This window comes from Actinoplanes rectilineatus, from assembly GCF_000962825.1.
In the GTDB taxonomy this organism is placed as follows: domain Bacteria; phylum Actinomycetota; class Actinomycetes; order Mycobacteriales; family Micromonosporaceae; genus Actinoplanes; species Actinoplanes rectilineatus.
This window is the reverse complement of record NZ_JZKF01000034.1, coordinates 71,647-97,313: the sequence shown is the minus strand read 5'-3', so window position 1 is coordinate 97,313 and position 25,667 is coordinate 71,647. Positions and strand designations below refer to the sequence as shown.

Annotated in this window: 26 protein-coding genes; 14 read left to right on the top strand and 12 right to left on the bottom strand. The window is 70.2% G+C overall.

All coding sequences use genetic code 11. The features are described from left to right. Positions 1-392 precede the first annotated feature (392 nt). From WH85_RS24780 to WH85_RS24770, 3 genes are read left to right on the top strand one after another with little or no spacing between them, the layout of a single operon-like run. Complete coding sequence (locus tag WH85_RS24780) at positions 393-1,052, top strand: Pr6Pr family membrane protein (RefSeq protein WP_045744379.1); 660 nt, start codon at positions 393-395, stop codon at positions 1,050-1,052. Positions 1,053-1,095: 43 nt separating this feature from the next. Beyond that, entirely contained in the window at positions 1,096-3,636 is a 2,541-nt protein-coding gene (gene valS, locus WH85_RS24775; protein ID WP_045744378.1) for a valine--tRNA ligase, read from the top strand. A 58-nt stretch (positions 3,637-3,694) separates the two neighbouring features. Beyond that, on the top strand, positions 3,695-4,240 hold the full coding sequence (locus tag WH85_RS24770; protein ID WP_045744393.1) for a hypothetical protein: 546 nt from the start codon (positions 3,695-3,697) through the stop codon (positions 4,238-4,240). On the opposite strand, the gene WH85_RS24765 is transcribed toward WH85_RS24770, so the two are convergent. Further along, entirely contained in the window at positions 4,237-4,950 is a 714-nt protein-coding gene (locus WH85_RS24765; protein WP_045744392.1) for a hypothetical protein, read from the bottom strand. The two genes, WH85_RS24770 and WH85_RS24765, sit on opposite strands and share 4 nt — an antisense overlap. Before the next feature lie 57 nt (positions 4,951-5,007). On the opposite strand from WH85_RS24765, the gene rmuC reads away from it, so the two are divergent. Beyond that, the gene (rmuC, locus tag WH85_RS24760) at positions 5,008-6,141 is read left to right on the top strand and encodes a DNA recombination protein RmuC (protein WP_045744391.1); all 1,134 of its coding nucleotides are present in this window, start codon (positions 5,008-5,010) and stop codon (positions 6,139-6,141) included. Here the strand turns inward: rmuC and WH85_RS24755 are convergent. Beyond that, entirely contained in the window at positions 6,134-7,114 is a 981-nt protein-coding gene (locus WH85_RS24755) for a 4-hydroxy-3-methylbut-2-enyl diphosphate reductase (protein ID WP_045744377.1), read from the bottom strand. The genes rmuC and WH85_RS24755 overlap by 8 nt on opposite strands. Before the next feature lie 121 nt (positions 7,115-7,235). Between WH85_RS24755 and WH85_RS24750 the strand changes: the two genes are divergently transcribed. From WH85_RS24750 to WH85_RS24735, 4 genes are read left to right on the top strand one after another with little or no spacing between them, the layout of a single operon-like run. Further along, entirely contained in the window at positions 7,236-7,757 is a 522-nt protein-coding gene (locus WH85_RS24750) for a hypothetical protein (RefSeq protein ID WP_045744376.1), read from the top strand. A gap of 15 nt (positions 7,758-7,772) precedes the next feature. Then, positions 7,773-8,330, top strand: a complete 558-nt coding sequence (locus tag WH85_RS24745) for a hypothetical protein (RefSeq protein ID WP_045744375.1) — start codon at positions 7,773-7,775, stop codon at positions 8,328-8,330. A 9-nt stretch (positions 8,331-8,339) separates the two neighbouring features. Then, entirely contained in the window at positions 8,340-9,569 is a 1,230-nt protein-coding gene (gene xseA / locus WH85_RS24740) for an exodeoxyribonuclease VII large subunit (RefSeq protein ID WP_045744374.1), read from the top strand. Continuing rightward, positions 9,566-9,769, top strand: coding sequence for an exodeoxyribonuclease VII small subunit (locus tag WH85_RS24735; protein ID WP_045744373.1), 204 nt, complete (start codon positions 9,566-9,568; stop codon positions 9,767-9,769). Before xseA ends, WH85_RS24735 begins: the two co-directional genes overlap by 4 nt. 39 nt (positions 9,770-9,808) lie before the next feature. Here WH85_RS24735 and WH85_RS24730 read toward each other — a convergent pair whose 3' ends face one another. Then, a complete protein-coding gene (locus WH85_RS24730) occupies positions 9,809-10,387 on the bottom strand; it encodes a DUF4245 domain-containing protein (protein ID WP_245674076.1) in 579 nt (192 codons plus the stop codon). 49 nt (positions 10,388-10,436) lie between these two features. Here WH85_RS24730 and glpX point away from each other — a divergent pair, with 49 nt between their 5' ends. Further along, entirely contained in the window at positions 10,437-11,531 is a 1,095-nt protein-coding gene (glpX, locus tag WH85_RS24725; protein ID WP_045744371.1) for a class II fructose-bisphosphatase, read from the top strand. Positions 11,532-11,865: 334 nt separating this feature from the next. On the opposite strand, the gene WH85_RS24720 is transcribed toward glpX, so the two are convergent. The 4 genes from WH85_RS24720 to phoH2 form a co-directional block, all read right to left on the bottom strand. Continuing rightward, on the bottom strand, positions 11,866-12,486 hold the full coding sequence (locus WH85_RS24720; RefSeq protein WP_045744370.1) for a rhomboid family intramembrane serine protease: 621 nt from the start codon (positions 12,484-12,486) through the stop codon (positions 11,866-11,868). A 52-nt stretch (positions 12,487-12,538) separates the two neighbouring features. Beyond that, positions 12,539-13,324, bottom strand: coding sequence for a S1 family peptidase (locus tag WH85_RS24715; RefSeq protein ID WP_045744369.1), 786 nt, complete (start codon positions 13,322-13,324; stop codon positions 12,539-12,541). 67 nt (positions 13,325-13,391) lie between these two features. Continuing rightward, positions 13,392-14,093: an aggregation-promoting factor C-terminal-like domain-containing protein gene (locus WH85_RS24710; RefSeq protein WP_045744368.1), complete on the bottom strand. Its 702-nt coding sequence runs from the start codon at positions 14,091-14,093 to the stop codon at positions 13,392-13,394. A 267-nt stretch (positions 14,094-14,360) separates the two neighbouring features. After that, positions 14,361-15,779, bottom strand: a complete 1,419-nt coding sequence (gene phoH2 / locus WH85_RS24705; protein WP_045744367.1) for an RNA 5'-3' helicase PhoH2 — start codon at positions 15,777-15,779, stop codon at positions 14,361-14,363. A 274-nt stretch (positions 15,780-16,053) separates the two neighbouring features. On the opposite strand from phoH2, the gene otsB reads away from it, so the two are divergent. Further along, positions 16,054-16,863, top strand: coding sequence for a trehalose-phosphatase (gene otsB, locus WH85_RS24700; RefSeq protein WP_045744366.1), 810 nt, complete (start codon positions 16,054-16,056; stop codon positions 16,861-16,863). Positions 16,864-16,923: 60 nt separating this feature from the next. Here otsB and WH85_RS24695 read toward each other — a convergent pair whose 3' ends face one another. Continuing rightward, on the bottom strand, positions 16,924-17,694 hold the full coding sequence (locus WH85_RS24695) for an isoprenyl transferase (RefSeq protein WP_045744365.1): 771 nt from the start codon (positions 17,692-17,694) through the stop codon (positions 16,924-16,926). Between the two features lie 201 nt (positions 17,695-17,895). Next, on the bottom strand, positions 17,896-19,698 hold the full coding sequence (locus WH85_RS24685; RefSeq protein WP_045744390.1) for a phosphoenolpyruvate carboxykinase (GTP): 1,803 nt from the start codon (positions 19,696-19,698) through the stop codon (positions 17,896-17,898). 314 nt (positions 19,699-20,012) lie between these two features. Here WH85_RS24685 and WH85_RS24680 point away from each other — a divergent pair, with 314 nt between their 5' ends. The 3 genes from WH85_RS24680 to WH85_RS24670 are packed head-to-tail and all read left to right on the top strand — an operon-like array spanning position 20,013 to position 21,894. Next, the gene (locus WH85_RS24680) at positions 20,013-20,777 is read left to right on the top strand and encodes a sigma-70 family RNA polymerase sigma factor (protein ID WP_045744363.1); all 765 of its coding nucleotides are present in this window, start codon (positions 20,013-20,015) and stop codon (positions 20,775-20,777) included. 51 nt (positions 20,778-20,828) lie between these two features. Continuing rightward, positions 20,829-21,332 carry a GtrA family protein gene (locus WH85_RS24675; RefSeq protein ID WP_045744362.1) on the top strand — a complete coding sequence of 168 codons (504 nt, stop codon included), beginning with the start codon at positions 20,829-20,831 and terminating at the stop codon, positions 21,330-21,332. A 37-nt stretch (positions 21,333-21,369) separates the two neighbouring features. Further along, positions 21,370-21,894 carry a GtrA family protein gene (locus tag WH85_RS24670; protein ID WP_045744361.1) on the top strand — a complete coding sequence of 175 codons (525 nt, stop codon included), beginning with the start codon at positions 21,370-21,372 and terminating at the stop codon, positions 21,892-21,894. On the opposite strand, the gene WH85_RS24665 is transcribed toward WH85_RS24670, so the two are convergent. Genes WH85_RS24665 through WH85_RS24655 form a run of 3 tightly spaced genes read right to left on the bottom strand, consistent with a single transcriptional unit; the run spans position 21,860 to position 23,971 of the window. Beyond that, the gene (locus tag WH85_RS24665; RefSeq protein WP_045744389.1) at positions 21,860-22,402 is read right to left on the bottom strand and encodes a PH domain-containing protein; all 543 of its coding nucleotides are present in this window, start codon (positions 22,400-22,402) and stop codon (positions 21,860-21,862) included. The two genes, WH85_RS24670 and WH85_RS24665, sit on opposite strands and share 35 nt — an antisense overlap. 4 nt (positions 22,403-22,406) lie before the next feature. Next, positions 22,407-23,282 carry a biotin--[acetyl-CoA-carboxylase] ligase gene (locus tag WH85_RS24660; RefSeq protein WP_045744360.1) on the bottom strand — a complete coding sequence of 292 codons (876 nt, stop codon included), beginning with the start codon at positions 23,280-23,282 and terminating at the stop codon, positions 22,407-22,409. A gap of 41 nt (positions 23,283-23,323) precedes the next feature. Beyond that, complete coding sequence (locus tag WH85_RS24655; RefSeq protein WP_157411200.1) at positions 23,324-23,971, bottom strand: hypothetical protein; 648 nt, start codon at positions 23,969-23,971, stop codon at positions 23,324-23,326. Positions 23,972-24,094: 123 nt separating this feature from the next. Between WH85_RS24655 and WH85_RS24650 the strand changes: the two genes are divergently transcribed. Beyond that, entirely contained in the window at positions 24,095-25,666 is a 1,572-nt protein-coding gene (locus WH85_RS24650; RefSeq protein ID WP_045744388.1) for an acyl-CoA carboxylase subunit beta, read from the top strand. The last annotated feature ends 1 nt before the right edge of the window (position 25,667 follow it).

The following is a 25,667-nucleotide window of genomic DNA, read 5'->3' as shown; positions in this document are numbered from 1 at the left end:
CCGCTCGGTCAACACCAGCGGCACCATCGGACGGCCAGCACGCGACATCACTCGACGCTACACCCGAATAATCGGGGAACTTCAGACGCAGGACACTAGCCGTCGTCCATGGTCCGCCCACGGGCTGAAGGCGACCATGGACGACGGCTGGGCCGCCCCGAGCCGTCAGCCACGGCTCCACAGCACCGCCCGGAGAACCACTGACGACGGCCGGCCGGCTTCAGCCGTCGTCGGCAAATCGGGTCCGTCGTTAAAACTGCCCCGGACCGCAGGTCGGCGGAACGACTCGACGGATCGGACGGAGGCGGCTGCTGAGGGACGGGTGACAAACCGCGGCTCGGCGCGGGACGCGGGAGCGCCTAGCATGATCGGCCCAGCGTCTGGAGGAATCTGTGTCGATCCTGTGGAAGCCCCCGTTGTGGTGGCGTGCCGCGATTGTCGTCTGCGTCGTCGTCGGGCTTCTCAGTGGTGAGCAGCGGGTTCTCTTCTACACGTGTCAGAGCAATCTGATCGTGCTCGGCTATTTCGGGGCCGCGGTCTATCTGATGGTGCGGCGGCGTACCCCGGAGGCTCCTGCTCCTCGGCTGCGCGGCCCGGTGACCCTGTGGATTCTGATCACCTGCCTGATCTCGCATTTCGTGCTCAATGCGGGGGCCAGTCCGTTGCCGGGGTTGTCGGATCCTGATCTGGCGGTGGCGACGGCGAACCGGTCGCTGTTCCTGGTGCACTATGTCGTGCCGTTGATGGTCGTGATCGATTGGGTGGCGTTCGGGCCGCGTAGGGCGTCGCCTTGGCGCGATCTTCCGTGGTGGCTGGTCTTTCCTCTTCTGTACGGGGTGCTGTCGGTGTTCCGTGCGGTCGTGTTTCCCACCGCGCCGTTCCGTTATCCGTATCCGTTCCTCGATCCGGGGGTGCAGGGCGGGTACGGCGGTGTGGCGGTGCAGATGGCGTCGCTGGCGGTGGTGTTCGCTGTTCTCGGCGCACTCCTGCTCGGCGTCGACCGGTTGATGGCGCTGGTCACGCGGGGGCCGGTGGCGGTGGTGACCACGTAAAAGGCCTCGCCGGACGGGGTGGGCGGGTCCTAGGCTGGCCGGCATGACTGATTCGGGAACCGGGCGTCACGGTCTCCCCGAGAAGCCGTCGTTGGACGGTCTCGAGGAGAAGTGGGCGTCGCGTTGGCAGGGGGAGGGCACGTACACGTTCGACCGTTCCAGGGAGCGGGCGGACGTGTTCTCGATCGATACACCCCCGCCGACCGTATCCGGTTCGTTGCATGTCGGGCATGTCTTCTCGTACACGCACACTGACACGGTCGCGCGGTTTCAGCGGATGCGCGGTAAGGCCGTCTTCTATCCGATGGGGTTCGACGACAACGGGTTGCCGACGGAGCGCCGGGTTCAGAACGTTTTCGGGGTGCGGTGTGATCCGTCGTTGCCGTATGACCCGGGGTGGGAGCCGCCGTCTCCGGTTCCGGAGCGGCCGGTGGCGATTTCGCGGCGGAATTTCGTCGAGTTGTGCGGCCGGTTGACGGTTGAGGACGAGAAGTCGTTCGAGGCGTTGTGGCGGCGGCTGGGTTTGTCGGTCGATTGGGGTTTGACGTATACGACGATCGGTGACCGGGCGCGGGCGGTGTCGCAGCGGGCGTTCCTGGCGAATCTGGCGGCCGGTGCGGCCTATTCGGCGGAGGCGCCGACGTTGTGGGATGTCGGTTTCCGGACGGCGGTGGCGCAGGCCGAGTTGGAGGACCGGGAGCGGCCGGGGGCGTTTCACCGGTTGGCGTTCCGGGGGCCGGACGGCCGGGTGGTCGAGGTCGAGACGACGCGGCCGGAGTTGTTGCCGGCGTGTGTGGCGCTGGTTCACCATCCGGGTGATGAGCGGTTCGCGGGTGTGACGTCGGTGCGGACGCCTGTCTTCGGGGTGGAGGTTCCGGTTGTCGAGCATCGGGCGGCGGCGGTCGACAAGGGCACCGGCATCGCGATGGTCTGCACGTTCGGGGATGTGACCGATGTCGTCTGGTGGCGGGAGTTGTCGCTGGAGACGCGGGTCGTGCTGGGGCGTGACGGTCGTTTCCTGGCGGAGGCGCCGCCGGGTGTTCCGGTGGAGCTTTACGCGCGGCTGGCCGGGTCGACGGTTGCCGGTGCGCGGCGGGAGGTCGTGGCCGCGTTGCGGGAGTCGGGTGAGTTGCTCGGGGAGCCGCGGCCGGTCAGGCATCAGGTCAAGTTCTACGAGCGGGGCGACTCGCCGCTGGAGATCGTCACCAGTCGGCAGTGGTTCATCCGTAATGGTGGGCGTGACGCCGATCTGCGGGAGTGTCTGCTGGCCCGGGGCCGGGAGTTGGCGTGGGTGCCGGAGAGCATGCACGTCCGGTACGAGCATTGGGTCGGCGGTCTGACCGGTGACTGGCTGGTCAGCCGGCAGCGGTTCTTCGGGGTGCCGATCCCGGTCTGGTACCGGCTCGACGACGCTGGCGAGCCGGACTACGACCAGATTCTCATACCGGACGAATCGGCGTTGCCGGTGGATCCGTCCTCGGACTGTCCGCCGGGTTTCGCGGCGTCGCAGCGGGACGTTCCGGGTGGTTTCGCGGCCGATCCGGATGTCATGGACACGTGGGCGACGTCGTCGCTGTCGCCGCAGATCGTCACCGGGTGGGGCACCGACGAGGATCTGCATGCCCGGACGTTCCCGATGGATCTGCGCCCGCAGGGTCAGGAGATCATCCGGACGTGGTTGTTCTCCTCGGTGTTGCGGGGTGAGCAGCTCGCCGGCACGCTGCCGTGGCGGCGGGCGGTCCTGTCGGGCTGGATCCTGGATCCGGACCACAAGAAGATCTCCAAGTCGAAGGGCAACAGTGTCGCCACGCCGATCGACGTGCTCGAGCAGTACGGCTCGGATGCGGTGCGGTACTGGGCGGCGAGCGGTCGGCCGGGCGCGGATCTGGCGTTCGAGCCGGCGCAGTTGAAGGTCGGGCGGCGGCTGGCGACGAAGTTGCTGAACGCGTCGCGGTTCGCGTTGGGGCTGGGCGCGGAGCGGGCGTTGCGGCAGCCGGTCACCGAGCCGTTGGACCGGGCGATGCTGGGCCGGCTGGCGACGGTGGTCATCGAGGCGACGGAGGCGTTCGAGCGGTTCCAGCACACGGACGCGTTGCAGGTGGTGGAGCCGTTCTTCTGGACGTTCTGCGACGACTACATCGAGTTGGTCAAGGACCGGGCGTACGGGTCGGGTCCGGCGGCCGAGTCGGCGCGGGCGGCACTGGCGGCGGCGTTGTCGGTGCTGTTGCGGTTGTTCGCGCCGTTCCTGCCGTACGTCACGGAGGAGGTCTGGTCGTGGTGGCGGTACGGGTCGGTGCATCAGGCGACGTGGCCGACGCGGTACGAGGTGGAGCGGGTGGCTCCGGAGTCCGATCCGGGTCTGCTGGATCTGGCCGGTGAGGCGTTGCGTCAGGTCCGCCGGGCCAAGTCGGACCGGAAGGTGTCGATGCGCACGGAGGTGCCGCTGGCGGAGGCGCTGGGGCCGGCGGAGTTGCTCGACCGGCTGGAGCTGATCGAGGGCGATGTGCGGGCGGCGGGCCGGATCGGCAAGCTGGACCTGCTGCGGGGGCGTACCCCTGAGTTGGTCGTGGCCTGCGGTTTCTAGCGGTTCTGAATGGAAGAAGGTGGCCCACCGGCCGGGCTGGTGGGCCACCATGGAAGTCATGTCGATCGCGCCGAAGCAGGTCGAGGCCCCTGCGCAGGATGCCGTGTTGTTCCGGTCGTCGCCGGCGCGGACGTTTGTCGTCGTGTTCGGCGCGCTGCTGGTCGCCTATCTGGCGACCACTCCGGTGGTGGCGGTGGTCGTCGGGGACACCGGCGATCCGTGGTGGGTGGTCGCGCTGCAGGGTGTGGTGATCGCCGTGCTGGCGGCGGGCGGTTATGCCGTGTCGGCGCGGGCGGCGTTGCCGACGTGGGTGCGGGTGTCCGACGGTGGTCTGGAGCTGGCCGCGCAGGGCAGTGATCCGGTGTTGCTGGCGTGGCCGGACATCGCCGTGGTGGCGGTCCGCCGGGTGGGTCTGCGGACGGTGCTGGAGGTGGTGCCGGCGGATCTGGACACGGTGCATCCGGTGCAGGGCCGGGACGAGGACACCGAGCCGGTGCTGGTGGACACACCGCGCGGTCCGGCGTTCACCGCGGATCTGACGCAGATCTGGCCGGGTCCGCGGGTGTTGCGGCGGGAGTTGGACCGGCGGTCGGCCCGGTGTTAGAAGTCGCCGCCGAAATCTCCGCCGCCACCCCAGTCGCCGCCACCCCAGTCGCCGCCGCCGATGTCGCCCATGCCCATGTCGCCGACGCCCATGTCACCGCCGAAGTCGCCGAGGCCCGGTGAGAACAGCGCGTCGAAGATCAGCATGCCGCCGAGGACACCGGCGCCGGTGCCGAGGGCGGTCTTCCACACCGGTGTCGAATACCAGCCGGCCGGCACCGGGCGTCCTTGGACGCGGCCGCCCGGGTAGTAGTAGGGGGTTTCGGCGCCCGGCTGCGGCCCGGCCTTGTACGCGTGTCCCTGCACGGTGACCTCACGCGGCTGGGTGAGCTGCCCGGCACCTTGGGAGACGGCGAGCGGCGGCAGGTCGGGGCCGGGGTCGAGGCCCATCGCCAGGCGGGCGGCCCGCACGTAGGCGAGTCCCTCCAGGGCGGACTCGCGGGCCAGTTCGAACTGGCGGACCGTGCCCGCCTGCTGGAGTTGACCGCCGGCGGCGTTGTAGCGTTCGCTCGCGTCGGCGAGGGCCTGCCGGGCCGCGGGTTCCTCGGAGTTCAGGTTCATCACCTGGCCGCCGAGTCGTTCGTACCACCGCTGGGCTTCGGCGCGGGCGTCGGCGAGCTGTGTCTGCTGCCGCCCCTGGCCGTTGCGCTGGGTCGCGGCGATGACCAGGACGACCACCGCGACTATCGCCAGGATCAGCAACACGCTCATCATGTTTTCCACCGTACCCCCGCTGGTCATGAAGCGGCTTTCTGGCAATCTGCGGTGGTGACGTTCTCGACACTGGCGGTTGTTCTGGTTTGTCTCGTGGTGGGTGCCGCTCTGGGCTGGTTGGCGGCCCGGTCGCGGGCGGCCACGGACATCGCGCGGCTGGAGGCGACGCTCGCCGCGTCGCGCGACGGCGAGCAGCGGATGGAGCAGTCGCTGCGGGCACTGTCCTTTGAGGCGACGGCGCAGTCGCAGGAGGCGGTGGCCCGGGCGGTGGCGCCGTTGCACGACGCGTTGCGGCGGTACGAGGAGCGGGTGGTGCAGCTGGAGCACGACCGGGTGGACGCGTACGCGGAACTGCGTGAGCAGGTGAGGGCGATGGGCGCGGTGTCCGGGGAGTTGCGGACCGAGACGCGGCAGTTGGTGGCCTCGTTGCGGGCGCCGCAGGTCCGTGGCCGGTGGGGGGAGCATCAGCTGCGGCGGGTCGTCGAGGCGGCCGGCCTGTTGGAGCATTGTGATTTCGACGAGCAGGTGACGGCGTCCACGGACCGGTCGGTGGTCCGCCCGGACCTGGTGGTGCGCCTGCACGGTGGCCGGTCGGTGGTGGTGGACGCGAAGGCGCCGCTGGAGGCGTATCTGTCGGCGATGGAGTCGCGGGAGGAACGGGACCGGGATCTGCACCTGGACCGGCATGCCCGGCATGTGCGGGCGCACGTGGACGCGTTGTCGGCGAAGAAGTACTGGTCGGCGTTCGAGTCGGCACCGGATTTCGTGGTGTTGTTCGTGCCGGCGGATCCGTTCCTGGATGCGGCGTTGCAGCGGGATCCGGTGCTGCTGGATTACGCGTTCCGCCGCAACGTGGTGCTGGCCACCCCGGCGACGCTGGTGGTGCTGTTGCGGACGGTGGCGTATTCGTGGCGGCAGGAGGAGCTGGCCCGTAACGCCGTGGCGGTGCACGCGCTGGCCCGGGAGTTGTACGAGCGCCTGTCCACCCTGGGTGACCATGTGGGCAAGCTGGGTTCGTCGTTGTCGGGGGCGGTGACGGCGTACAACCGGGCGGTGGGGTCGTTGGAGTCGCGGGTGCTGGTGAGCGCCCGCAAGCTGGCCGACATGGGCGTCGCCGACCATGATCTGCCGGCGCCGGCGCAGGTGGAGATCGCCCCGCGCCAGCCCCAGGCGCCTGAGCTCAGTTAGCGGCGGCAGCGGCCGCCGCGGCTGCCTTCATGTCGCGGCGTAGTTCCTGCGGCAGCGAGAAGGTGAGGCGTTCGTCGGCGGTGGTGTATTCGGTGACCTCGCCGTAGCCGCGTTCGGCCAGGTGGGCGAGGACCTCCATGACCAGGTCCTCGGGGACGCTCGCGCCGGACGAGACGCCGACCGTGGTGGCGCCGTCGAGCCATTCGTCCTGGATCTCGCTGGCGTAGTCGACCAGGTGGCCGGCGCGCGCGCCGGCGCCGAGGGCCACCTCGACGAGGCGCACCGAGTTGGACGAGTTGGTGGAGCCGACCACGATGACCACGTCGCAGTCCGGGGCGATCTCTTTGATCACGTGCTGCCGGTTGGAGGTGGCGTAGCAGATGTCGTCGCTGGGCGGCGACTGGAGCAGCGGCAACCGGGTCTTGAGGCGGGCGACGGTCTCCATCGTCTCGTCGACGGAGAGGGTGGTCTGGGACAGCCAGACGACTTTCTCCGGGTCGCGGATGACGAGGTTGTCGACGTCGTCGGGGCCGTCGACGAGCTGGATGTGGGCGGGTGCCTCACCGGCGGTGCCGATGACCTCTTCGTGGCCTTCGTGGCCGATGAGCAGGATGTCGTAGTCCTGCGCGGCGAACCGTTTGGCCTCGTGGTGGACCTTGGTCACCAGGGGGCAGGTGGCGTCGATCGCCTTGAGGTTGCGTTCGCGGGCCTGGTCGTGGACCTCGGGGGCCACGCCGTGGGCGGAGAAGACCACGGTGGCGCCCTCGGGCACCTCGTAGTTCTCCTCGACGAAGATCGCGCCGCGGGCCTCGAGGGTGCTGACCACGTGTTTGTTGTGCACGATCTGCTTGCGGACATAGACCGGGGCGCCGTAGAGCTTCAGCGCCTCCTCGACCGTCTGGACGGCCCGGTCGACACCGGCGCAGTAGCCACGCGGTTTGGCGAGCAACACCCGCTTGCGAGATTCGGTCACCCGGCCATGGTACGTGGCCCGGTCCCCCGCCCGCTTTTCTGCGACCAGTACCACAACCGGCTTGCCACCGGGGCCGTACTTCTGCGAAGAGAAAGACGATGAGCGGAACGGGGCGGGTGCGATGAGCAGGGCGGGACGGACGCTGGCGCAGCGGGCGGCGGGTGTGGTCAGCATGGTCGGGGCGATCGAGGAGTTGGACAAGGCGCGCCTGGCCTCGGGGGCGGACGAACGCTGGCCGGCGCTGGTGGCGGGGGTGCTGCTGCTGGCGGGTGGGCTGGTGTTCGTGTTGTGGCGGCGACTGACGCCCCCGGTGAAGCCGGTGCTGGCGGCAGCGGTCGCGGCGGCGGTGGCCGCCACAGCGGCCGGGACGCTGTACGCGTCGTCGTCGGTGTGCTGCATGTATTCGTACGGGGAGGGCCGCGGCTGGCCGTTCTTCTGGCTCGGCCGGGGCGCGTCGGCGGACGATCCGGAGACGGCGCGGCTGCTGGCGGAGGCGAACGGCTGGGCGTTGCTGCCGGACGGGCTGCTCGGCAACGTGGTCGTCGGGGCGTACGCCGGAATGATCGTGATGGTGGTGATCAGCGTGGCCCGGCGCTCGAAGAGCGGGCGAAAGGTGATTTCCGCCCCGGGCGTCACGGGCTGACGCGATACTCGGTCCATGATCGCGGAACGGGGCGCCGAGGTGCTCCGGGTGATGGCGGGCTGGTTCCTGCTCGGGATCGGGGTGCTGAACGTCGCGGTCGAGGTGGACGGCGGCCTGACCCCGGTGTACCTGCTGTTCCACGGGGTGCTGGCGGCGGCCGGGTCGGTCGCGTTGATGCGGCACCGGCTGCGTCCGAGCCGGGCCGCGGTCGTCGTCGCCGGTCTGCTGGCCGCGGCCGGGATGCTGGCCGGTGCGGTGCCGACGACGACGCGTTGCTGCCTGGACGCGGCTTTCCCGCAGCGGCGTGGTTTTCCGTTCCCGTTCCTGGGCACCGGTGACGGCGCCCGCCTCGACCTCGAGTACCTGTTCGCGGACCTGCTGTTCTGGGCCTGCCTGGCGGTGGTGCTGCTGATCGTGCTGGCCCGGGTCGAGGTGCTGCTGCCGGAGCGGCGTACGCCGGTGGCGGTCCCCGGGTATGTGCCGCGGCACGCCGAGGCGCGCCTCACCGCTGAGGAGCCGACGCCGGCCGCGCCCCGGCATCGCCGCGACGAGAATGTCGGTGGTCTTACGTAGTCTGGCCGGGTGACGGAGCCCGCGAAGACCGATAAGAGCAGCGCCGACGAGCCGTGGCCGGTCCGTGTGGTCAGTCAGAAGATCGGGGCCTGGATCGCGAAGCTCGGCTGGGTGTGGGTCGACGGGCAGGTGGCGCAGATCAGCCGCCGTCCCGGGTCGGGGGTGGTCTTCCTGACCCTGCGTGACCCGTCCGCCGACCTGAGCCTGACCGTGACCGCCCACCGGGATGTGCTCGACGCGGGCGCACCCGAGTTGTCGGAGGGTGCCCGGGTCACGCTGCACGCCAAACCCGAGTTCTATCCGGCCCGCGGCACGTTGAGCCTGCGGGCCGACGAGATCCGCCAGGTCGGTCTGGGTGAGTTGCTGGCCCGGCTGGAGAAGCTGAAACGGCTGCTCGGCGCGGAGGGCCTGTTCGCCCGGGAGCGCAAGCGGAGGCTGCCGTTCCTGCCGGGCCGGATCGGCCTGATCACCGGGCGGGCCAGCGCGGCCGAACGCGACGTGCTGATGAACGCCCGGCGGCGCTGGCCCGGGGTGGATTTCCGGGTGGTCAACGTGCCGGTGCAGGGTCCGACGGCGGTGCCGCAGATCCTCGACGCGCTGAAGGTGCTGGACGGCGACGACACCGTCGACGTGATCGTGATCGCGCGCGGCGGCGGCAGTGTGGAGGACCTGCTGCCGTTCTCCGACGAGGCGCTGTGCCGGGCGGTGTTCGCGGCGCGGACCCCGGTGGTCAGTGCGATCGGCCATGAGACCGACACGCCGCTGCTGGACTACGTCGCCGACCTGCGGGCGTCGACGCCGACGGACGCGGCCAAGCGGATCGTGCCGGACCTGGGTGAGGAGTCCCGGCTGATCGGTCACGCCCGGGACCGGCTGGACCGGGCCGTGCGGACCCGTGTCGACCGGGAACGGCAGCGGATCGAGGCGTGGCGGTCGCGGCCGGTGCTGGCCCGGCCGCACACCCTGATCGACCAGCGGGCGTCCGAGGTGACGGCGTTGCGGGACCGGGCCGGGCGCAGCCTGGAGCACCGGGTGCGCCGGGCCGACGACGACCTGCGGCACACCGTGGCCCGGCTGCGCGCGTTGTCGCCGGCGGCGACGCTGCAGCGGGGTTATGCGATCGTGCAGCGCCCCGACGGGCACGTGGTCCGCGCCGCGGACGAGGTGACCGGTGACGACGTGATCCGTGTGCGGCTGGCCGAGGGCGAGCTGCGAGCAACCGTGATGGAGAGCCGATGACCGACGAGAAACTCAGCTACGAGCAGGCCCGCACCGAGCTGGCCTCCGTGGTGGAACGCCTGGAGCAGGGCGGCGGCACCCTGGAGGAGTCGCTGGCGTTGTGGGAACGCGGCGAGAAACTGGCCGACGTCTGCCAGCGGTGGCTGGACGGCGCGCGGGAACGCATCGACGCCGCCCGGGCCGCCCGCGACGGCGACTAGCAGGGCGGGCCGGGCCAGGACGGGTCAGGGCAGGACGGGTCAGGGCAGGGCGGAGGCGAGTTCCTGCAGGCTCTCCGGCTGGTCCTCGGCCCCCAGGATGATCATCGTCCGGTCGGTCTCGGTGACGACCAGGGCGATCTCGCCGTCGCGTCCGCTGTACATCAGCCAGTTGCGCTGTTCGGCGCGGAAGTTGCCCAGCCGTTCACCGGAGTCGCCCAGCTGCGCGGGGACCAGGGCGGCCGCGTCGACCGTGCTCTCCAGCAGCTGGACCGCGTCGCCGCCCGGCGCGACGTAACCGACGCGCAGGGTGTCGCCGTCGTCCTCGCGGCGGAACGACGCCGACGCGACGATCCAGTCGTCGCCGAGGCCGGCCGGCCGGGCCACCGGGAACACCCGGGCGGCCTGGTCGAAGGCGGGCGTCGCATCCTTGGAGACCGGCTGGTCGCCGTCGAGCACCACCCGGTAGTAGCCCATGAACAGGGCGATCGGGACGAGCAGCACGGCCAGCGACAGCAGCATGTCGCGGGGCGCGCGGCCCTCCTTCTTCGCGAGGCGCGGGGAGGGGGCGGGCGCCGGTGACGGGGTCTCGGGGGCGGGTGACGGCGATGCTGGTTCCACGGACCCATTGTTAACCATGTCGCTGAACCGAGACGTCGGCCGCCCTCGGATGCCAGGATCGAGGGCACATCCAGCCCCGCAACGTCGCGAGGAGGCACCCGTGCCCGCCCGAGTCCCCCAGGATCTGGACCGCAACATCGCCCTCGACCTCGTCCGTGTCACGGAGGCCGCCGCCATGGCCGCCGGACGATGGGTGGGGCGCGGTGACAAGAACGGTGGTGACGGCGCCGCCGTCGACGCCATGCGCAAACTCATCAACTCGATCCAGATGCGTGGCGTCGTGGTGATCGGTGAGGGTGAGAAGGACGAAGCGCCGATGCTGTTCAACGGCGAGCGGGTCGGTGACGGCACCGGCCCGGAGGTGGACGTCGCGGTCGACCCGGTCGACGGCACCACCCTGATGAGCAAGGGCATGCCCGGTGCGGTCGCGGTTCTCGCGGTCGCCGAACGCGGCGCGATGTTCGACCCGAGCGCCGTCTTCTACATGGAGAAGATCGCCGTCGGGCCGGACTGCGCCGACGTGATCGACATCAATGCCGGTGCGACGGAGAACCTGCGGCGGATCGCGAGGGCGAAACGGTCGAGTGTGTCCGACGTGACGGTGTGCATCCTGGACCGGCCGCGGCACGCGAAGCTGGTCGAGGAGGTGCGTCAGGCCGGGGCGAACATCCGGTTCATCTCGGACGGTGACATCGCCGGGGCCATCTCGGCGGCGCGCGGCGAGTCGGACGTCGACGTGCTGATGGGCATCGGCGGCACCCCGGAGGGCATCACCGCGGCGTGTGCGATCAAATGCCTGGGCGGCATGATCCAGGCGAAGCTGTGGCCGCTCGACGACTCGGAGCGGGAGAAGGCCATAGCCGGCGGTCACGACCTGGACCGGGTGCTCACCACCGACGATCTGGTCACCGGAGACAACTGTTTCTTCGTGGCGACCGGTGTGACGTCCGGCGACCTGCTCAAGGGTGTGCGTTACCGGTCAGGGGGCGCGCACACGCAGTCGATCGTGATGCGGTCCAAGAGCGGCACGATCCGGGTGATCGACTCGTATCACCGGTTGGAGAAGCTGGCGCTGTATTCGGCTGTCGACTTCGACGGGCATCTGCCGACGGTTCCGCTGGGCGACGGCGACCCGGTGATCTGAGCAGAACCCACGATCTGAGCCAACCCCGTGGTGGGCCGGGCTTCGTGCCCGGCCCGCTCTCTTTCAAGACCTTGGGGGTACGCGCTGCCCCTGTTTCAATCCGCCAGGATCGACGGCCGGCCGCGCGCCCGATCCGCCGGACTCCCGTGGCAGAGACCGCAGGCCCGCGGCAGAGGCTGCAGGCCCGTGCCCGTGCCCGCGACCTTCAGAACGCGGCCGTGCACGAGGCCGTGGCCGTGTCAGCCCGTGGCCGTGGCCGTCAGCCCGTCGACGTCAGCCCGTGGCCGTGGCCGTCAGCCCGTGACAGATGTCGCCGAGAACGACCGTGCAGCCGTCAGAGGCGGCGGCGCCGGAACACGACGGCGGCGATGAACCCGCCGAGCAGGCCGAGCAGGTGCCCCTGCCAGGAGACCCGCGGGTCGGTCGGCAGGATGCCGTACAGCTGGTACCAGTACAGCAGGCCGATGAAGAGGAACACCGCGAAGTTCCACCAGCTGCGTTCGACGATGCCGCGCATCAGCAGCAGGCCCAGGTATCCGAAGATGACGCCGCTGGCGCCGACCGTCACCGTGTTCGGGTCACCGATGAACCACACGCCGATCCCGGACACCATCATGATCAGGAACGTGGACCAGATGAACCGGCGGGCGCCGCCGGCCATCGCGAACGTGCCGAGCAGGATCAGCGGGACCGCGTTGCCGTAGAGGTGGTCCCAGTCGGCGTGCAGGAACGGGCTGAACAGGATGCCGTCCAGGCCGTCGAGGCGGTGCGGGATGATGCCGCCGGCCACGTCCAGGGTGCCCGGCCCGAGGGCGACGTCGATCGCCTCGACCAGGAACAGGGCGGGGACGATCGCGCACATCGTGACGAAGGCCCGGCCCACGGAGGCGTAGAACGCCTCGGTGCCGAACCTGGCCGCTTCGTCGGAGCGTGTCGTGGCCCACTCATACCCCATGCATCGATGATTCCAGGGCTGCGGCGGACCGGCCACCCGAGTGGGGAGACGTTCAACTCAACCGCCGGGTCGCGGCCCGGATGTCTGACCGGAATGTCGAGATCTGCGTGTAGACGCCGAAATAGCCGTCGCGGGCGCAGCCGAGTCCCCAGCTGACGATGCCGACCTGTTCCCACCGGCCGGTGTCGGCCTTGACGACCATCGGGCCGCCGGAGTCTCCCTGGCAGGTGTCGACGCCGTGCCGGCCGGCGCAGATCGATTCGTCGCGGACCAGTTCGACGCCGGCCTTGCGGTAGGAGACCGCGCACGTCTCGTCCGGGATGATCGGCACCTCGGCGTAGTGCAGGCGGCGTTCCTGGCGCGGCGAGCCCTCCTTGGTCTGGCCCCAGCCCATCACGGTGAACGGTCCCTCGTCGGAGGGGCCGCCGCGGCCGATCTCCAGGGTGGGCAGGTCCAGCTCCCGTTCCAGTTTGATCACCGCCCAGTCGTCGCCGCGGGTCTCGGTGACGAAGTTCGGTGAGCGGTACACCTCGACCGAGCGGACCGTGATGGCCTGGCGGGATTTCAGGTCGGACACCCCGGCGGTCACGGTGATCTTGTCGTTGCGGCCGCTCGCGCCGACGCAGTGCCCGGCGGTGAGCACCACGCGAGGGGCGGTCAGTGCGCCGCCGCAGCCCATCGAGAGGCGCACGGCCCAGGGGAACAAGCCGGATTCGGCCACCTCGCCGCCGACGACGGCGCGGGCCGCCCGGTCGCCGGTGGACGCGTGCGCCGGGGTGCCGGCGCTGACGAGCGTCAGGAGCACGACCAGGACACCCGATGGGACAATTCGGACCATACGGACATTTGATCACAGTAGAACGGGGCTGCGCGGTGTGCCGCGCAGCCCCGTCACTACGAGATCGTCAGTACCAGCCCACGTTCTGCGAGTGGTTCCAGGCGCCGCACGGAGTGTCGTAACGACCCTCGATGTAGCCGAGACCCCACTTGATCTGGGTGGCCGGATTGGTCTTCCAGTCCGAACCCTCGGACGCCATCTTGCTGCCGGGCAGGGCCTGCGGAATGCCGTACGCCCCGGAGCTGCTGTTGGTGGCCTTGTAGTTCCAGCCACTCTCCTTCTTCCACAGCTTGTCCAGGCACGGGAACTGGTCGATCGAGAAGCCGGCGCTGACCATCAGGGCACAGCCGGTCTTACGACTGCCGCTGTACTCGTTGCAGGAGGACGGGATGTCCCCGGTGAACTCCACCGGGCCGCCGGACTCCTCGGCCTTCTTCTTCTCGGCGGCGGCCTTCGCGGCGGCAGCCTCCTCGATCGCCTTCTTCTCCAGCGTGCGGGCCTTCGACGCGGCGGTCTTGGCCTCCGACGCGGCCTTCTCGGCGGCGGCGTTCTCGGCCACCGTCCGGAACGAGCGGGCCGCGGCGTGTTCGGCCGCGCGATCCTTCAGCAGCCGCCACTCGTCGGCCTGAGCCTGCGAGACGAGCTGCGACTCCGCGCTCTGTTGCTGGACCTCGCGGTTCTGTCCGAGGTAGACGCCACCGGTGAGACCCAGAACCAGGAGACCGACGGAAGCCACACGGACTCCCACTCGGCCGACGAGCCGCTTCACGAAGATTCCCTTCGTCGGGGGCAATGACGCGGCGCGTCCCCACCGTCACGGGTGGAACGCGCCGCGAGCACCGCGACCATCCGGGCCGCCTCCTCGAACTCGCGAGGGGGTGGCCTCCAGTCGATCTCCGACGTCGCGGCCACGCGTTGGCACTCGCCGAACACCATGGCGCAACGTGATGCGGATGTGAAATGTCGAGACCTTCTTGTGATGTTAGTCACAAGAATTTCTACTACATTTCCCTACAAAACCCGACGGCGGGGTCGCTCAGAGGGGGATTTCCTCCAACAGGTCGGTGACCACCTCGGCAATGGGAGAACGCTCCGAACGGGTGAGGGTGACGTGCGCGAAGATCGGATGGCCCTTCAACGCCTCGATCACCGCGGTCACCCCGTCGTGCCGGCCGACCCGCAGGTTGTCCCGCTGCGCCACGTCGTGGGTCAGCACGACCCGGGAGTTCTGGCCGATGCGCGAGAGCACCGTGAGCAGCACGTTGCGCTCCAGCGACTGCGCCTCGTCGACGATGACGAACGCGTCGTGCAGGCTGCGGCCGCGGATGTGGGTCAGCGGCAGGACCTCGAGCATGCCGCGGGCCATCACCTCCTCGACCACGTTGGCGTGCGCCACCGCGCCGAGCGTGTCGAAGACCGCCTGCGCCCAGGGCGACATCTTCTCCGCCTCGCTGCCGGGCAGGTAGCCGAGCTCCTGGCCGCCGACCGCGTACAGCGGGCGGAACACGATCACCTTCTTGTGGCGGTTGCGTTCCATGGTCGCCTCCAGCCCGGCGCAGAGCGCCAGAGCCGACTTGCCGGTGCCGGCCCGGCCGCCCAGCGAGACGATCCCGACCGACTCGTCGAGCAGGATGTCCAGCGCCACCCGCTGCTCGGCCGAACGACCCCGCAGCCCGAAGGCGTCGCGGTCACCGCGTACCAGCTTGATGGTCTTGTCGGGGTTGACCCGGGCCAGGGCCGACCCGCGCGGTGAGTGGATCACCAAGCCGGTGTGGCAGGGCAGGATCTCGGCCTGCTCCGCCTCCAGCTCGTCGCCGGCGTAGAGGGAGGCCACCTGCTCCTCGGTCAGCTGCAGGTCGGCCATGCCGGTCCAGGTGGGATCGCTGGCCTGGCCGTGGCGGTACTCGTCGGCGGTCAGACCGACCGAGGCGGCCTTGACGCGCAGCGGCATGTCCTTGCTGACCAGTGTGACGTCGCGGCCCTCCGCGGCCAGCCCGAGCGCCACCGACAGGATGCGGGTGTCGTTCGAGTCGTTGCGGAAACCCTGCGGGAGCACGCTCTGATCGGCGTGGTTGAGCTCCACCCGCAGCGTGCCGCCCTCGTCGTTGCAGAGGACCGGCTGGTCGAGACGGCCGTGCTTGATCCGCAGCTCGTCCAGCACCCGCAGGGACTGCCGGGCGAACCAGCCCAGTTCGGGGTGGTGCCGTTTGCCCTCCAACTCGGAGATGACCACCAGCGGGACGACCACCTCGTGGTCGGTGAACCGGCGGAAGGCCGCCGGGTCGGACAGCAGGACTGAGGTGTCCAGGACGAAGACCCGTCCGGCAGGAGCGGGTTCGGCGTCGGCGTGCCGGTCCCGCGTCTTGCGACGGGTCGTCGTGGCACGGCTCTTGGTCACCTTGTCGGCCGGGTCGGTCTGAGGGGCGACACCGGCATCGGTACGGCGAGATGTCACAGGCCTGCTCCAGCGGGCGTGCAACCCCAGCCACCCGCGGTCCGCCACCTCCGGCCGCCGGGCTCTTGCACGGGGACGGGATGCGGGCCCCGTGGCGCAAAAACGCAGGTCCGGGCCGACCGGCTGGCTCGGGATGACCCCGTGCCATGACTCAAACGCTAGCGGTCAACAGCGTCCTGCGGTAGTGCGCAAAATCGGGCACCGCGGGGTGACGCTCGCCCCACGCGAAAATCACCCGGCATAAAAGACGACCATCCGCGGGTAGTCTGGCGGCGTGGCAGAGACTGCACGTCCGACCCGTCCGTTGACTCCCGGCGACGCCTGGGCGTTCACCGCCCGCCACGCCGCCGAGACCACCTTCTTCTTCGATTTCGACGGTGTGCTGTCGCCGGTGACCGACGACCCGGACGCGTCCCAGCCGGTGCCCGGTGCGGTCGACGTGCTGGAACGCCTCGGTGGGGTGGTGTCCCGTGTGGCCATCGTCTCCGCCCGGCCGGTCGACTTCCTGCGCTCGCGGTTCGGCGCCCTGGAACACGTCGACCTCTACGGGCTCTACGGCCTCGAGGTGTGGCACGACGGCCAGGTGGTCACCGAGCCGACCGCCCTGGAGTACGTCGAGACCATGCGTGAGCTGGCCGAACGCGCCCGCGTCGAGCTCGGTGAGCCGGTCCTGGTGGAATACAAGCGGATCGCCGTCGCCCTGCACTACCGCCTCGACCCGTCGCGTGCCGACGACGTCAAGCGGTGGGCCCACGACCAGGCCGAACGCCAGGAGCTGCGGATCCAGAACGGCCGGATGGTCGTCGAGTTGAAGCCGCCGGTCCAGCAGGACAAGGGCATGGTGATCGCCGAGGCGGTCCGCGGCACCCGCTGCGCGTGGTATTTCGGTGACGACATGTCCGACATCAAGGCGTTCACCGCGCTGCACGACCACGAGGCCGGTGACCCGTCGTTCCTCGGCATGGCGGTGGCCGTGGCCAACCCGGAGACCGGCGCCGAGGTGTCCCGGGCCGCGGACCTCACCCTGGACTCGCCGGAGACGGTGGCCGCGTTCCTGACCGAGGGCCTGGACCGCCTGCGGTGACCACCGCCGGCGACCCCGCCGGTGGCGCCTGAGCCCGCCCGCTCGCGCGGGGCGATCCGCTCAGGCGCCGAAACGGCGTTGCCGGTTGGCGTACGAGCGCAGGGCCCGCAGGAAGTCGATGCGACGGAAATCGGGCCAGTTCGCGTCGTGGAAGTAGAACTCCGAGTGCGCCGACTGCCAGAGCAGGAACCCGGAGAGCCGCTGCTCGCCGCTGGTCCGGATGACCAGGTCCGGGTCGGGCTGCCCGCGGGTGTAGAGGTGCTCGGCGATGTGCTCGACGTCGAGGATCTCGGCGAGTTCCTCGATGGTGCCGCCGGTCGCCGCGTGTTCGTAGAGCAGTGACCGGACCGCGTCGGTGATCTCCCGCCGCCCGCCGTACCCGACGGCCATGTTGACCTCGACACCGTCGCAGCGGTCCCGGGTCTTCTCCTGGGCCGCCTTGAGGGTCGCCGCGGTGCCGGCCGGCAGCACGTCGAGCGCACCCACCATGCGCAGCCGCCACGGGTTGCCGTCCTCGGCCAGCTCGGTGGCGAGATCCTCGATGATCTTCACCAGCGGGTCCAGCTCGGCGGCCGCCCGCCGCAGGTTGTCGGTGGCCAGCAGGTAGAGCGTCACGTGCTCGATGCCGGCCTGGTCACACCAGGTCAGCATCTCCTTGATCCGGGCGGCACCGACCCGGTGGCCGTCGTTGGGGTCGACGAAACCCATCTCGCGGGCCCAGCGCCGGTTGCCGTCGCACATGACCCCGACGTGCCGGGGCACGGGCTTGCCGGCCAGCTTTCCAGCCAGCCGCCGCTCATACAGGGAGTAGACCAGGGAACGCAGACTCATCACCGCAAAGGGTAGCCACCCCCGCCCAGCGCCCACGCGCGGACGGTCCGCCCTGAGACGATCCGCGCGACGACGCGCCCGATCGTGCCGGTGAGCGGCTCCACCGTCCGGACACCCGCCGGGACGGTGACCGGAATCGGCCGGTGTCCCGGGGTGTCCCGTCGCGGGCGCTGCGGGTCGCCCTCCACGAGCGGCGGACGGTCAGCGGCTGAGCCGGGCCCTCAACGCGTCCAGCTCCGCCCAGAGCACCGCCGGCAGTTTGTCGCCGAACTTCTCGAACCACTCGGTGACCTGTGGGATCTCGGCCAGCCACTCGGCGGTGTCGACCCGCAGCACGGCCTCGAGCGCCGCCGGGTCGAGGTCCAGCCCGGTCAGGTCCAGTGACTCCGGCGTGGGTACGTGCCCGATCGGCGTCTGCACCGCGGCGGCCGTGCCGTCCAGCCGTTCGGCGATCCACTTCAGCACCCGGCTGTTCTCGCCGAACCCCGGCCACAGGAAGGCGCCGTCGTCGTCGCGCCGGAACCAGTTGACGTAGAAGACCTTCGGCAGCAGCGCGGCGTCGCCGGACGCGCCCTTGGCCATGTCGATCCAGTGCTGGAAGTAGTCACCGGCGTGGTACCCGATGAACGGCAGCATCGCCATCGGGTCGCGCCGGACCACGCCGACCTTGCCGACCGCGGCCGCGGTGGTCTCGCTGGACAGCGTCGCACCCAGGTAGACGCCGTGCACCCAGTCCCGGGCCTCGGCCACCAGCGGCACCGTGGTCCGGCGGCGCCCGCCGAACAGGATCGCGTCGATCGGCACGCCCCGCGGGTCGTGGTACTCCCCGGCGAGGATCGGGCACTGCTCGATCGGGGTGCAGAACCTGCTGTTCGGGTGGCTGGACGGGCGGTCCGCGTCCGGCGTCCAGTCCTGGCCGGTCCAGTCGGTGAGGTGCGCGGGCGGCTCGCCCATGCCCTCCCACCAGATGTCGCCGTCGTCGGTCAGCGCCACGTTGGTGAAGACCGAGTTGCCGCGGGCCAGGGTGCGCATCGCGTTCGGGTTGGTGTGGAAGTCGGTGCCGGGCGCCACCCCGAACAGGCCGAACTCGGGGTTGGTCGCCCACAGCCGGCCGTCCGGGCCGAACCGCATCCAGGCGATGTCGTCGCCGATCGTCTCGACCGTCCACCCCGGGACCGTCGGCTCCAGCATCGCCAGGTTGGTCTTGCCGCACGCCGACGGGAACGCCCCCGCGATGTAGCGGACCCGGCCCGCGGGCGAGGTCAACTTCATGATCAGCATGTGTTCGGCGAGCCAGCCCTCGTCGCGGGCGGCCACGCTGGCGATCCGCAGCGCGAAGCACTTCTTGCCGAGCAACGAGTTGCCGCCGTACCCGGAGCCGTACGACCAGATCTCCCGGGTCTCCGGGAAGTGCGAGATGTACTTGGTCTCGTTGCACGGCCACGCGACGTCCTGCTGCCCCGGGTCCAGCGGCGCGCCGACCGAGTGCAGGGCGGGGACGAAGTCGGTGTCGTCGCCCATCGCCGCCAGGACGTCGGCGCCCATCCGGGTCATGATCCGCATGCTCGCGACCACATACGGGCTGTCGGTCAGCTCGACGCCGAACATCGGCTGCGGCGCGTCCAGCGGTCCCATGCAGAACGGGACGACGTACATCGTGCGGCCGCGCATGCTCCCCCGGTACAGCGCGGTCATCGTCTGCTTCATCGCGTCCGGGGCCGTCCAGTTGTTCGTCGGCCCGGCGTCGGCCTCGTCGACCGAGCAGATGAACGTCCGTTCCTCGACCCGCGCCACATCCGACGGGTCGGTCCGGGCCCAGAACGAGTTGGGCCTCTTCCGCGGGTCCAGGCGGACCAGTGATCCCGCCTCGACCAGTTCGTCGGTGATGCGGGTCCACTCGGCCGGTGAACCGTCGCACCAGACGATCCGGTCCGGTGTCGTCAGTGCGGCGACCTCGTCGATCCAGGCCAGCAGGCGCGGGTGCGAGGTTGGGGGCTGCGTCACGGTGAAGCTCCTTCGGTCGTCGCTGACCAATGACGAATCAACCGGCGTGATGCCGGTCACGTCTTGGGGAGTTCGGGCCAGCCTAAGCCCCCGAAGCATCGAGTTCATCGGTCGTTCTTGTGGACAACCACACAATCCATGGATGTCGTGCTCAAAAACGATCGATTCTTCGACACTCGGCGCAGTTGTGCGCAATCACTCCGCCGCGCCGGGCAGCCATGCCGACGCTCGCGACAACTTTCGCAAAACGGACTTAACGCCTTAGGCTTTCACCTAATCGGGCCTTCCTCGCAGTTCCGGCCACAGGAGGCGGAATGACGATCCCGGACAACGACGCGAACACGGACATCGACCTGCTCGCCGCCGTCCGGGCCGGCGACACCGCCGCCTTCGGCACGCTCTACGAACGCCACCGGGCGGCGGCACGGCAGTTCGCGTACGGGCTGACCCGGGACCCGTCCGACGTCGACGACCTGGTCGCCGAGACGTTCGCCAAGGTGTTCGCCACCCTGCGGGCCGGCCGCGGACCGCTGGTCGCGTTCCGCGCCTACCTGCACACGACCATGCGGCACGTCTGCTACCACCGGGCCCGCATCGACCGCCGCCTGGAGTTCACCGACGACCTGACCCGCTACGACGCCGGCGTCCCGTTCACCGACCCGGCCCTGGACCGCCTCGAACGCGCCTTCGCCGCGGCCGCCTTCCGGCAGCTCCCGCCCCGCTGGCGCGACGTGCTGTGGCAGACCGAGGTGGAGGGCAGCACCCCGGCCGAACTGGCACCCCGGATGGGCCTGACCCCGAACGCCGTCGCGGTCCTCGCGCACCGTGCCCGGGAAGGCCTGCGCAGCCTGTACCTGCAGCAGCACGTGGCCGCCGCGGAACGCCCGGAATGCCGGTGGGCCGGCGAACGGTTCAGCGGGCACATCCGCGGCCGGCTCGCCCCCCGCGACGCCCACCGGATGGGTGCCCACCTGGAGTGGTGCGCCGAATGCCGGGGCCGGCTGGCCGAGATCCGCGACGCCGACAACTTCCGGCACGGACCGTACCGGCAACGTCACCACGTGGATACGACTGGTTAAGACCCGGCAACGGGGACAGCCGACCGTGGTTACTCCCGGTACCCTCGGAACGTGCCCTCGAAGCCGCCGCAGCCGTCCGGACTGCGCTCCCGGATGCAGGCGCTGCTCCGCGAGGTGAGCAAGTTCGGCACGGTCGGCGGCGCCGCCTTCGCCCTCGACCTGGTGATCTTCAACGTGCTGCTCGGCACCGGCAGCGAGACCCTGCTCGCCAAGACCGTCGCCACCACGATCGCGACGACCTTCGCGTTCTTCGGCAACCGTTACTGGACGTGGCGCGACGGCCAGCACACCACCATGGCCCGGCAGTACACGACGTTCTTCGTGCTCAACGCCATCGGACTGGGCATCGCCCTCGGCTGCCTGGCGCTCAGCCACTACGGTCTCGGGCAGATCTGGCCGGTGCTGCAGAGCAAGGTCGCCGACAACATCGCCGGACAGTTCGTGGGAACCGCCATCGGCACCCTGTTCCGTTTCTGGTCCTATCGTCGTTTCGTCTTCCGGGTCACCGACGACCCGACCGGGAGTGTGACGACCCCGTCATCCGTCTCCCCGTGACCCGGCGTCATCGCCCCCGTCCCCGTAAGGTTGCTCAATGCCCTCAGCCCGTACGCTGTCGGATCGCCTCCGCCGCCTCGCCCCGGAAGCCATCGCCTTCGGCATCATCGGCGCCGGCAACACCCTGCTCTACATGGCGATCACGTACGTCCTGCTGCCGATCGGCGCGGTCAAGGCCAGTGTCGTCGGCACGGTCATCACCACGACGCTGGCATACGTCGCCAACCGCTACTGGACGTACCGGCACCACACCAAGACGGCACTGCGACGCGAATACACGCTGTTCTTCGGGTTCAACCTGATCGGCATGGTGATCCAGTCCGGTGCGATCGCCATCGGCAAGTACGGCTTCGGCCTCACCGAGGAGCACGACAAGATCGCCTTCCTCGGCGTGACACTGTTCGGCATCGTCATCGCCACCGTCTTCCGGTTCTGGGCGTACCGGACGTTCGTCTTCCTCAAGCCGCCGGTCGACGGCCACGAGACGGTCATCGCCGAACTGGACGCGACCGCCGGACTCGCCGAACTCAGTGCGGTGGACCGAGAGCTGGATCCTCGCTGAGCTCGTCCTCCTGCTCGTCCTCCGCCGGGCTGTGCTCGATCAGCTCATAGAGCAGCGACTGCACCTGCTGGGCATCGGGGACGCCGGCCAGCACCGCCTTCTGCTCACCGATCGAGTCGACGGTCAGGGTGCCGCTGCCCAGCATCCGGTCCAGCAGCGACTGGTGCAGCGCGTGGTCGTTCACCCGGTTCAGCGGCAGGTCACGCCGCTCCCGGGCGAGCACCCCGTCCTGCAGCAGGATCCGCTCGTCGGTGAACACGTAGTGGGTGCAACGCCAGGCCAGCAGCGGATGCAGGGCGTACCGGACGCCGTACCAGAGCATCACGGCGACGACCAGCAGCAGGCCGATCCGGCCGCCCTCGGTCGGCGGCAGCAGCACCAGCGCCATCACCGTGCCGGTCACCGTCAGGGCCAGCACCAGCAGCGGGGCCACCGACGCCCTCCAGTGCGGACGGAGGTGGAGGACCAGCTCCTCCTCGTCCGACAGCACATCGTCCGGGAACGCCACGTGGTCAGCGTACGTGCAGGACGTCACCGGCCGAGACTCGAAGATCGGCGGCGTCGCCCGTACGGATCACCAGCTGACCGTCACCGTCCACGGTGACCGCCTCACCGGTCGCCTCCCCGCCACCCGGCAGCAGCACCCGCACGGTGCGGCCGATCGTCGAACACCCCCGCCGGTACTCACCGAGCAGGCCGCACATCTCCGCGTCCCCACCGGCCTCCCGCCACCCGGAGTACCACCGGTCCAGGCCGCGCAGCAGCGCCCGGGCCAGCGGGTCCCGGTCGAACTCGGCCGCACCGGCCACCCGCAGCGACGTGGCCGGCAGACCGGTCGTCTCCGGAAGCTCCTCGGCGCGCGTGCCGACGTTGACGCCGATCCCGATCACCACGGCGTCGCCGGCCATCTCGGCGAGCAGGCCGGCACACTTGCCGTCACCGTCGCCGGACGGCACCAGCAGATCGTTCGGCCACTTCAGGGTCGCCTCCAGACCCGTCGTGCGGATCACCGCCTCCCGCAGTGCCACCCCGGCCAGCAACGGCAGCCAGCCGGACCGGGCCGCCGGCACCGGCGCCCAGTCCCGGGCCGGGTCGGCCGCGCCGGGCCGCAGCAGCACGCTCAGCGTGAGACCGGCCCGCGGCGGGGAGAACCACTGTCGGTCGCGGCGCCCCCGGCCGGCGACCTGGCTCTCGGCGATCAGCACCAGGCCCTCCGGCTCGCCCGTGGCCGCGGCCGCGGCCACGTCGGCGTTGGTGGAGCCGGTCTCCGGCAGCACCTCGACCCGCTTCCAGAGGGCGCCCGGCGTGACCAGTGCCCGGGACAGGGACCGGGCGGAGAGCGGCGGGCGGTCGAGATCGGAGTACGACTCGGAGTACGACGAGGCCATCCGGCAAGCCTAGGCTTCCGGCGATCTCGGCGGTGGCCTGGTCATGCTCCCCGGGAGTGCCGGCTCACGTAGGACGGGCCGTTGTCGGACTGGGCGAACGGCCGGGGCCGCGGGCGGCGCCTCGGCTGCTGCTCGTCGGCGACCCGGCGGTTACGGCGCGAGACACCACCCTGGGTCTCCCAGGAGCGGGGCGGACGGGCCCGCTCCGGCCGTTCCGGATCGGCGTACAGGTGATCCGGCACGGGGGTCCAGTAGTCGCCGGTGGGCGGCCGGTCGTCCGTCTCGACGACATCCGGTGGGGGATACGGCGCGTTGACCGGCTGCTCGGCCATCACCTCCTCGGAGATCTCCGGGAAGAGGTCGCCCAGCTGATCAGCGTCCCGCAGGGTCCAGGGTGTCTCGCTCTCCCACTGATCCGCTGCGATCGGTTGTCGCGCCGCGACCGGTTGTTCCGGGACGGCCGGTGGCGGCAAGGGCATCTGCCGCGCCTCGGGCGCCTCCGGCACTTCCGGTGGGAAGAACGGGCCCTCCTCGAAGAACGACGGCTCCGCCCCTGCGGCGGCCCGGCGCTTGGCCGCCCGCGCCGTGCGTTCGCCGCCACCGCCGAACAACACGGTGCGGAAACTGATCAGTGTGGCGAGTCCGCCCGCGATGAAGGCGAGCCCGGCCGCGGTCATCCAGTTCGTCACGGGGGATGTAACGAATGGGGCATTGGGTACGAAACGCACCCGTAACGACGCCCGGCACAGCGTCGCCGATATCGCTACGATCATCGCGAGTGCCCCGCCGCCGCCGACGCGTTGGAGACCACCGTGACCACGGAACCCGACATCCACAGCACCGCCGGCAAACTCGCCGACCACGCCCGCCGCACCGAGGAGGCCGTGCACGCGGGCTCCGCGCGCGCGATCGAGAAGCAGCACGCCCGCGGCAAGAGGACCGCCCGCGAACGGATCGAGCTGCTGCTCGACAAGGGATCGTTCGTGGAACTCGACGAACTCGCCCGGCACCGCTCCACCGCCTTCGGCATGGATCGCAACCGCCCCTACGGCGACGGCGTGGTCACCGGGCACGGCACCGTCGACGGCCGGCAGGTCTGCGTGTTCTCCCAGGACTTCACGGTGATGGGCGGATCCCTCGGCGAGGTGTTCGGCGAGAAGATCGTCAAGGTGCTCGACCTGGCCATGCGGATCGGCTGCCCGATCATCGGGATCAACGACTCCGGCGGCGCGCGCATCCAGGAGGGCGTGGTCGCGCTCGGCCTCTACGCCGACATCTTCTTCCGCAACGTCCGCGCCAGCGGCGTCATCCCGCAGATCTCACTGATCATGGGCCCGTGTGCGGGCGGCGCGGTCTACTCCCCCGCGATCACCGACTTCACGGTCATGGTCGACCAGACCTCGCACATGTTCATCACCGGCCCCGACGTGATCAAGACGGTGACCGGGGAGGAGGTCGGCTTCGAGGAGCTGGGCGGGGCGCGCACCCACAACACCCGCAGCGGCAACGCGCACTACCTGGCCAGCGACGAGGGCGACGCGATCGACTACGTCCGGGCGCTGCTGTCGTACCTGCCGAGCAACAACATCGACGAGCCGGTCACCTACGACGAGCCGGCCGACCTCGAGGCCGCCGACACCGACCTGGCCCTGGACACCCTGATCCCGGACTCGCCGAACCAGCCCTACGACATCAAGAAGGTCGTCGAGACGGTCGTCGACGAATTCCTCGAGGTGCAGCCGCTCTACGCACCGAACATCGTGGTCGGTTTCGGACGCGTCGAGGGCCGCCCGGTCGGTGTGGTGGCCAACCAGCCGATCAGCCTGGCCGGCACCCTCGACATCGCCGCCTCGGAGAAGGCCGCCCGGTTCGTCCGCACCTGCGACGCCTTCAACATCCCGGTGCTGACCTTCGTCGACGTACCCGGCTTCCTGCCCGGCACCGGCCAGGAGTGGGACGGCATCATCCGGCGCGGGGCCAAGCTCATCTACGCGTACGCGGAGGCCACCGTCCCGAAGGTGACCGTCATCACACGCAAGGCCTACGGCGGCGCCTACGACGTGATGGGCTCCAAGCACCTGGGCGCCGACGTCAACTTCGCCTGGCCGACCGCGCAGATCGCCGTGATGGGCGCCCAGGGCGCGGTCAACATCCTCTACCGGGGTGAGTTGTCCGCCGCGGAGGATCCGGCTCAGCGCCGGGCCGAGCTCATCGCGGAGTACGAGGACACGCTGGCGAACCCGTACATCGCGGCGGAACGGGGGTACGTCGACGCGGTCATCCGCCCGTCCCAGACCCGCGCGCAGGTGACCCGGGCGCTACGGATGCTCCGCGGCAAGCGGGAGACACTGCCGCCCAAGAAGCACGGCAACATCCCCCTCTGAC

Excerpts from the sequence above, each read along its gene's own strand:
- WH85_RS24770 (WP_045744393.1), top strand. The coding sequence starts at position 3,695 with ATGTCGATCGCGCCGAAGCAGGTCGAGGCCCCTGCGCAGGATGCCGTG.
- WH85_RS24720 (WP_045744370.1), bottom strand. The coding sequence starts at position 12,486 with ATGGGGTATGAGTGGGCCACGACACGCTCCGACGAAGCGGCCAGGTTC.
- WH85_RS24745 (WP_045744375.1), top strand. The coding sequence starts at position 7,773 with ATGATCGCGGAACGGGGCGCCGAGGTGCTCCGGGTGATGGCGGGCTGG.
- WH85_RS24695 (WP_045744365.1), bottom strand. The coding sequence starts at position 17,694 with ATGAGTCTGCGTTCCCTGGTCTACTCCCTGTATGAGCGGCGGCTGGCT.
- WH85_RS24660 (WP_045744360.1), bottom strand. The coding sequence starts at position 23,282 with ATGGCCTCGTCGTACTCCGAGTCGTACTCCGATCTCGACCGCCCGCCG.
- WH85_RS24765 (WP_045744392.1), bottom strand. The coding sequence starts at position 4,950 with ATGAGCGTGTTGCTGATCCTGGCGATAGTCGCGGTGGTCGTCCTGGTC.
- WH85_RS24735 (WP_045744373.1), top strand. The coding sequence starts at position 9,566 with ATGACCGACGAGAAACTCAGCTACGAGCAGGCCCGCACCGAGCTGGCC.
- WH85_RS24670 (WP_045744361.1), top strand. The coding sequence starts at position 21,370 with ATGCCCTCAGCCCGTACGCTGTCGGATCGCCTCCGCCGCCTCGCCCCG.
- valS (WP_045744378.1), top strand. The coding sequence starts at position 1,096 with ATGACTGATTCGGGAACCGGGCGTCACGGTCTCCCCGAGAAGCCGTCG.
- WH85_RS24680 (WP_045744363.1), top strand. The coding sequence starts at position 20,013 with ATGACGATCCCGGACAACGACGCGAACACGGACATCGACCTGCTCGCC.
- WH85_RS24715 (WP_045744369.1), bottom strand. The coding sequence starts at position 13,324 with ATGGTCCGAATTGTCCCATCGGGTGTCCTGGTCGTGCTCCTGACGCTC.
- glpX (WP_045744371.1), top strand. The coding sequence starts at position 10,437 with ATGCCAGGATCGAGGGCACATCCAGCCCCGCAACGTCGCGAGGAGGCA.
- WH85_RS24750 (WP_045744376.1), top strand. The coding sequence starts at position 7,236 with ATGAGCAGGGCGGGACGGACGCTGGCGCAGCGGGCGGCGGGTGTGGTC.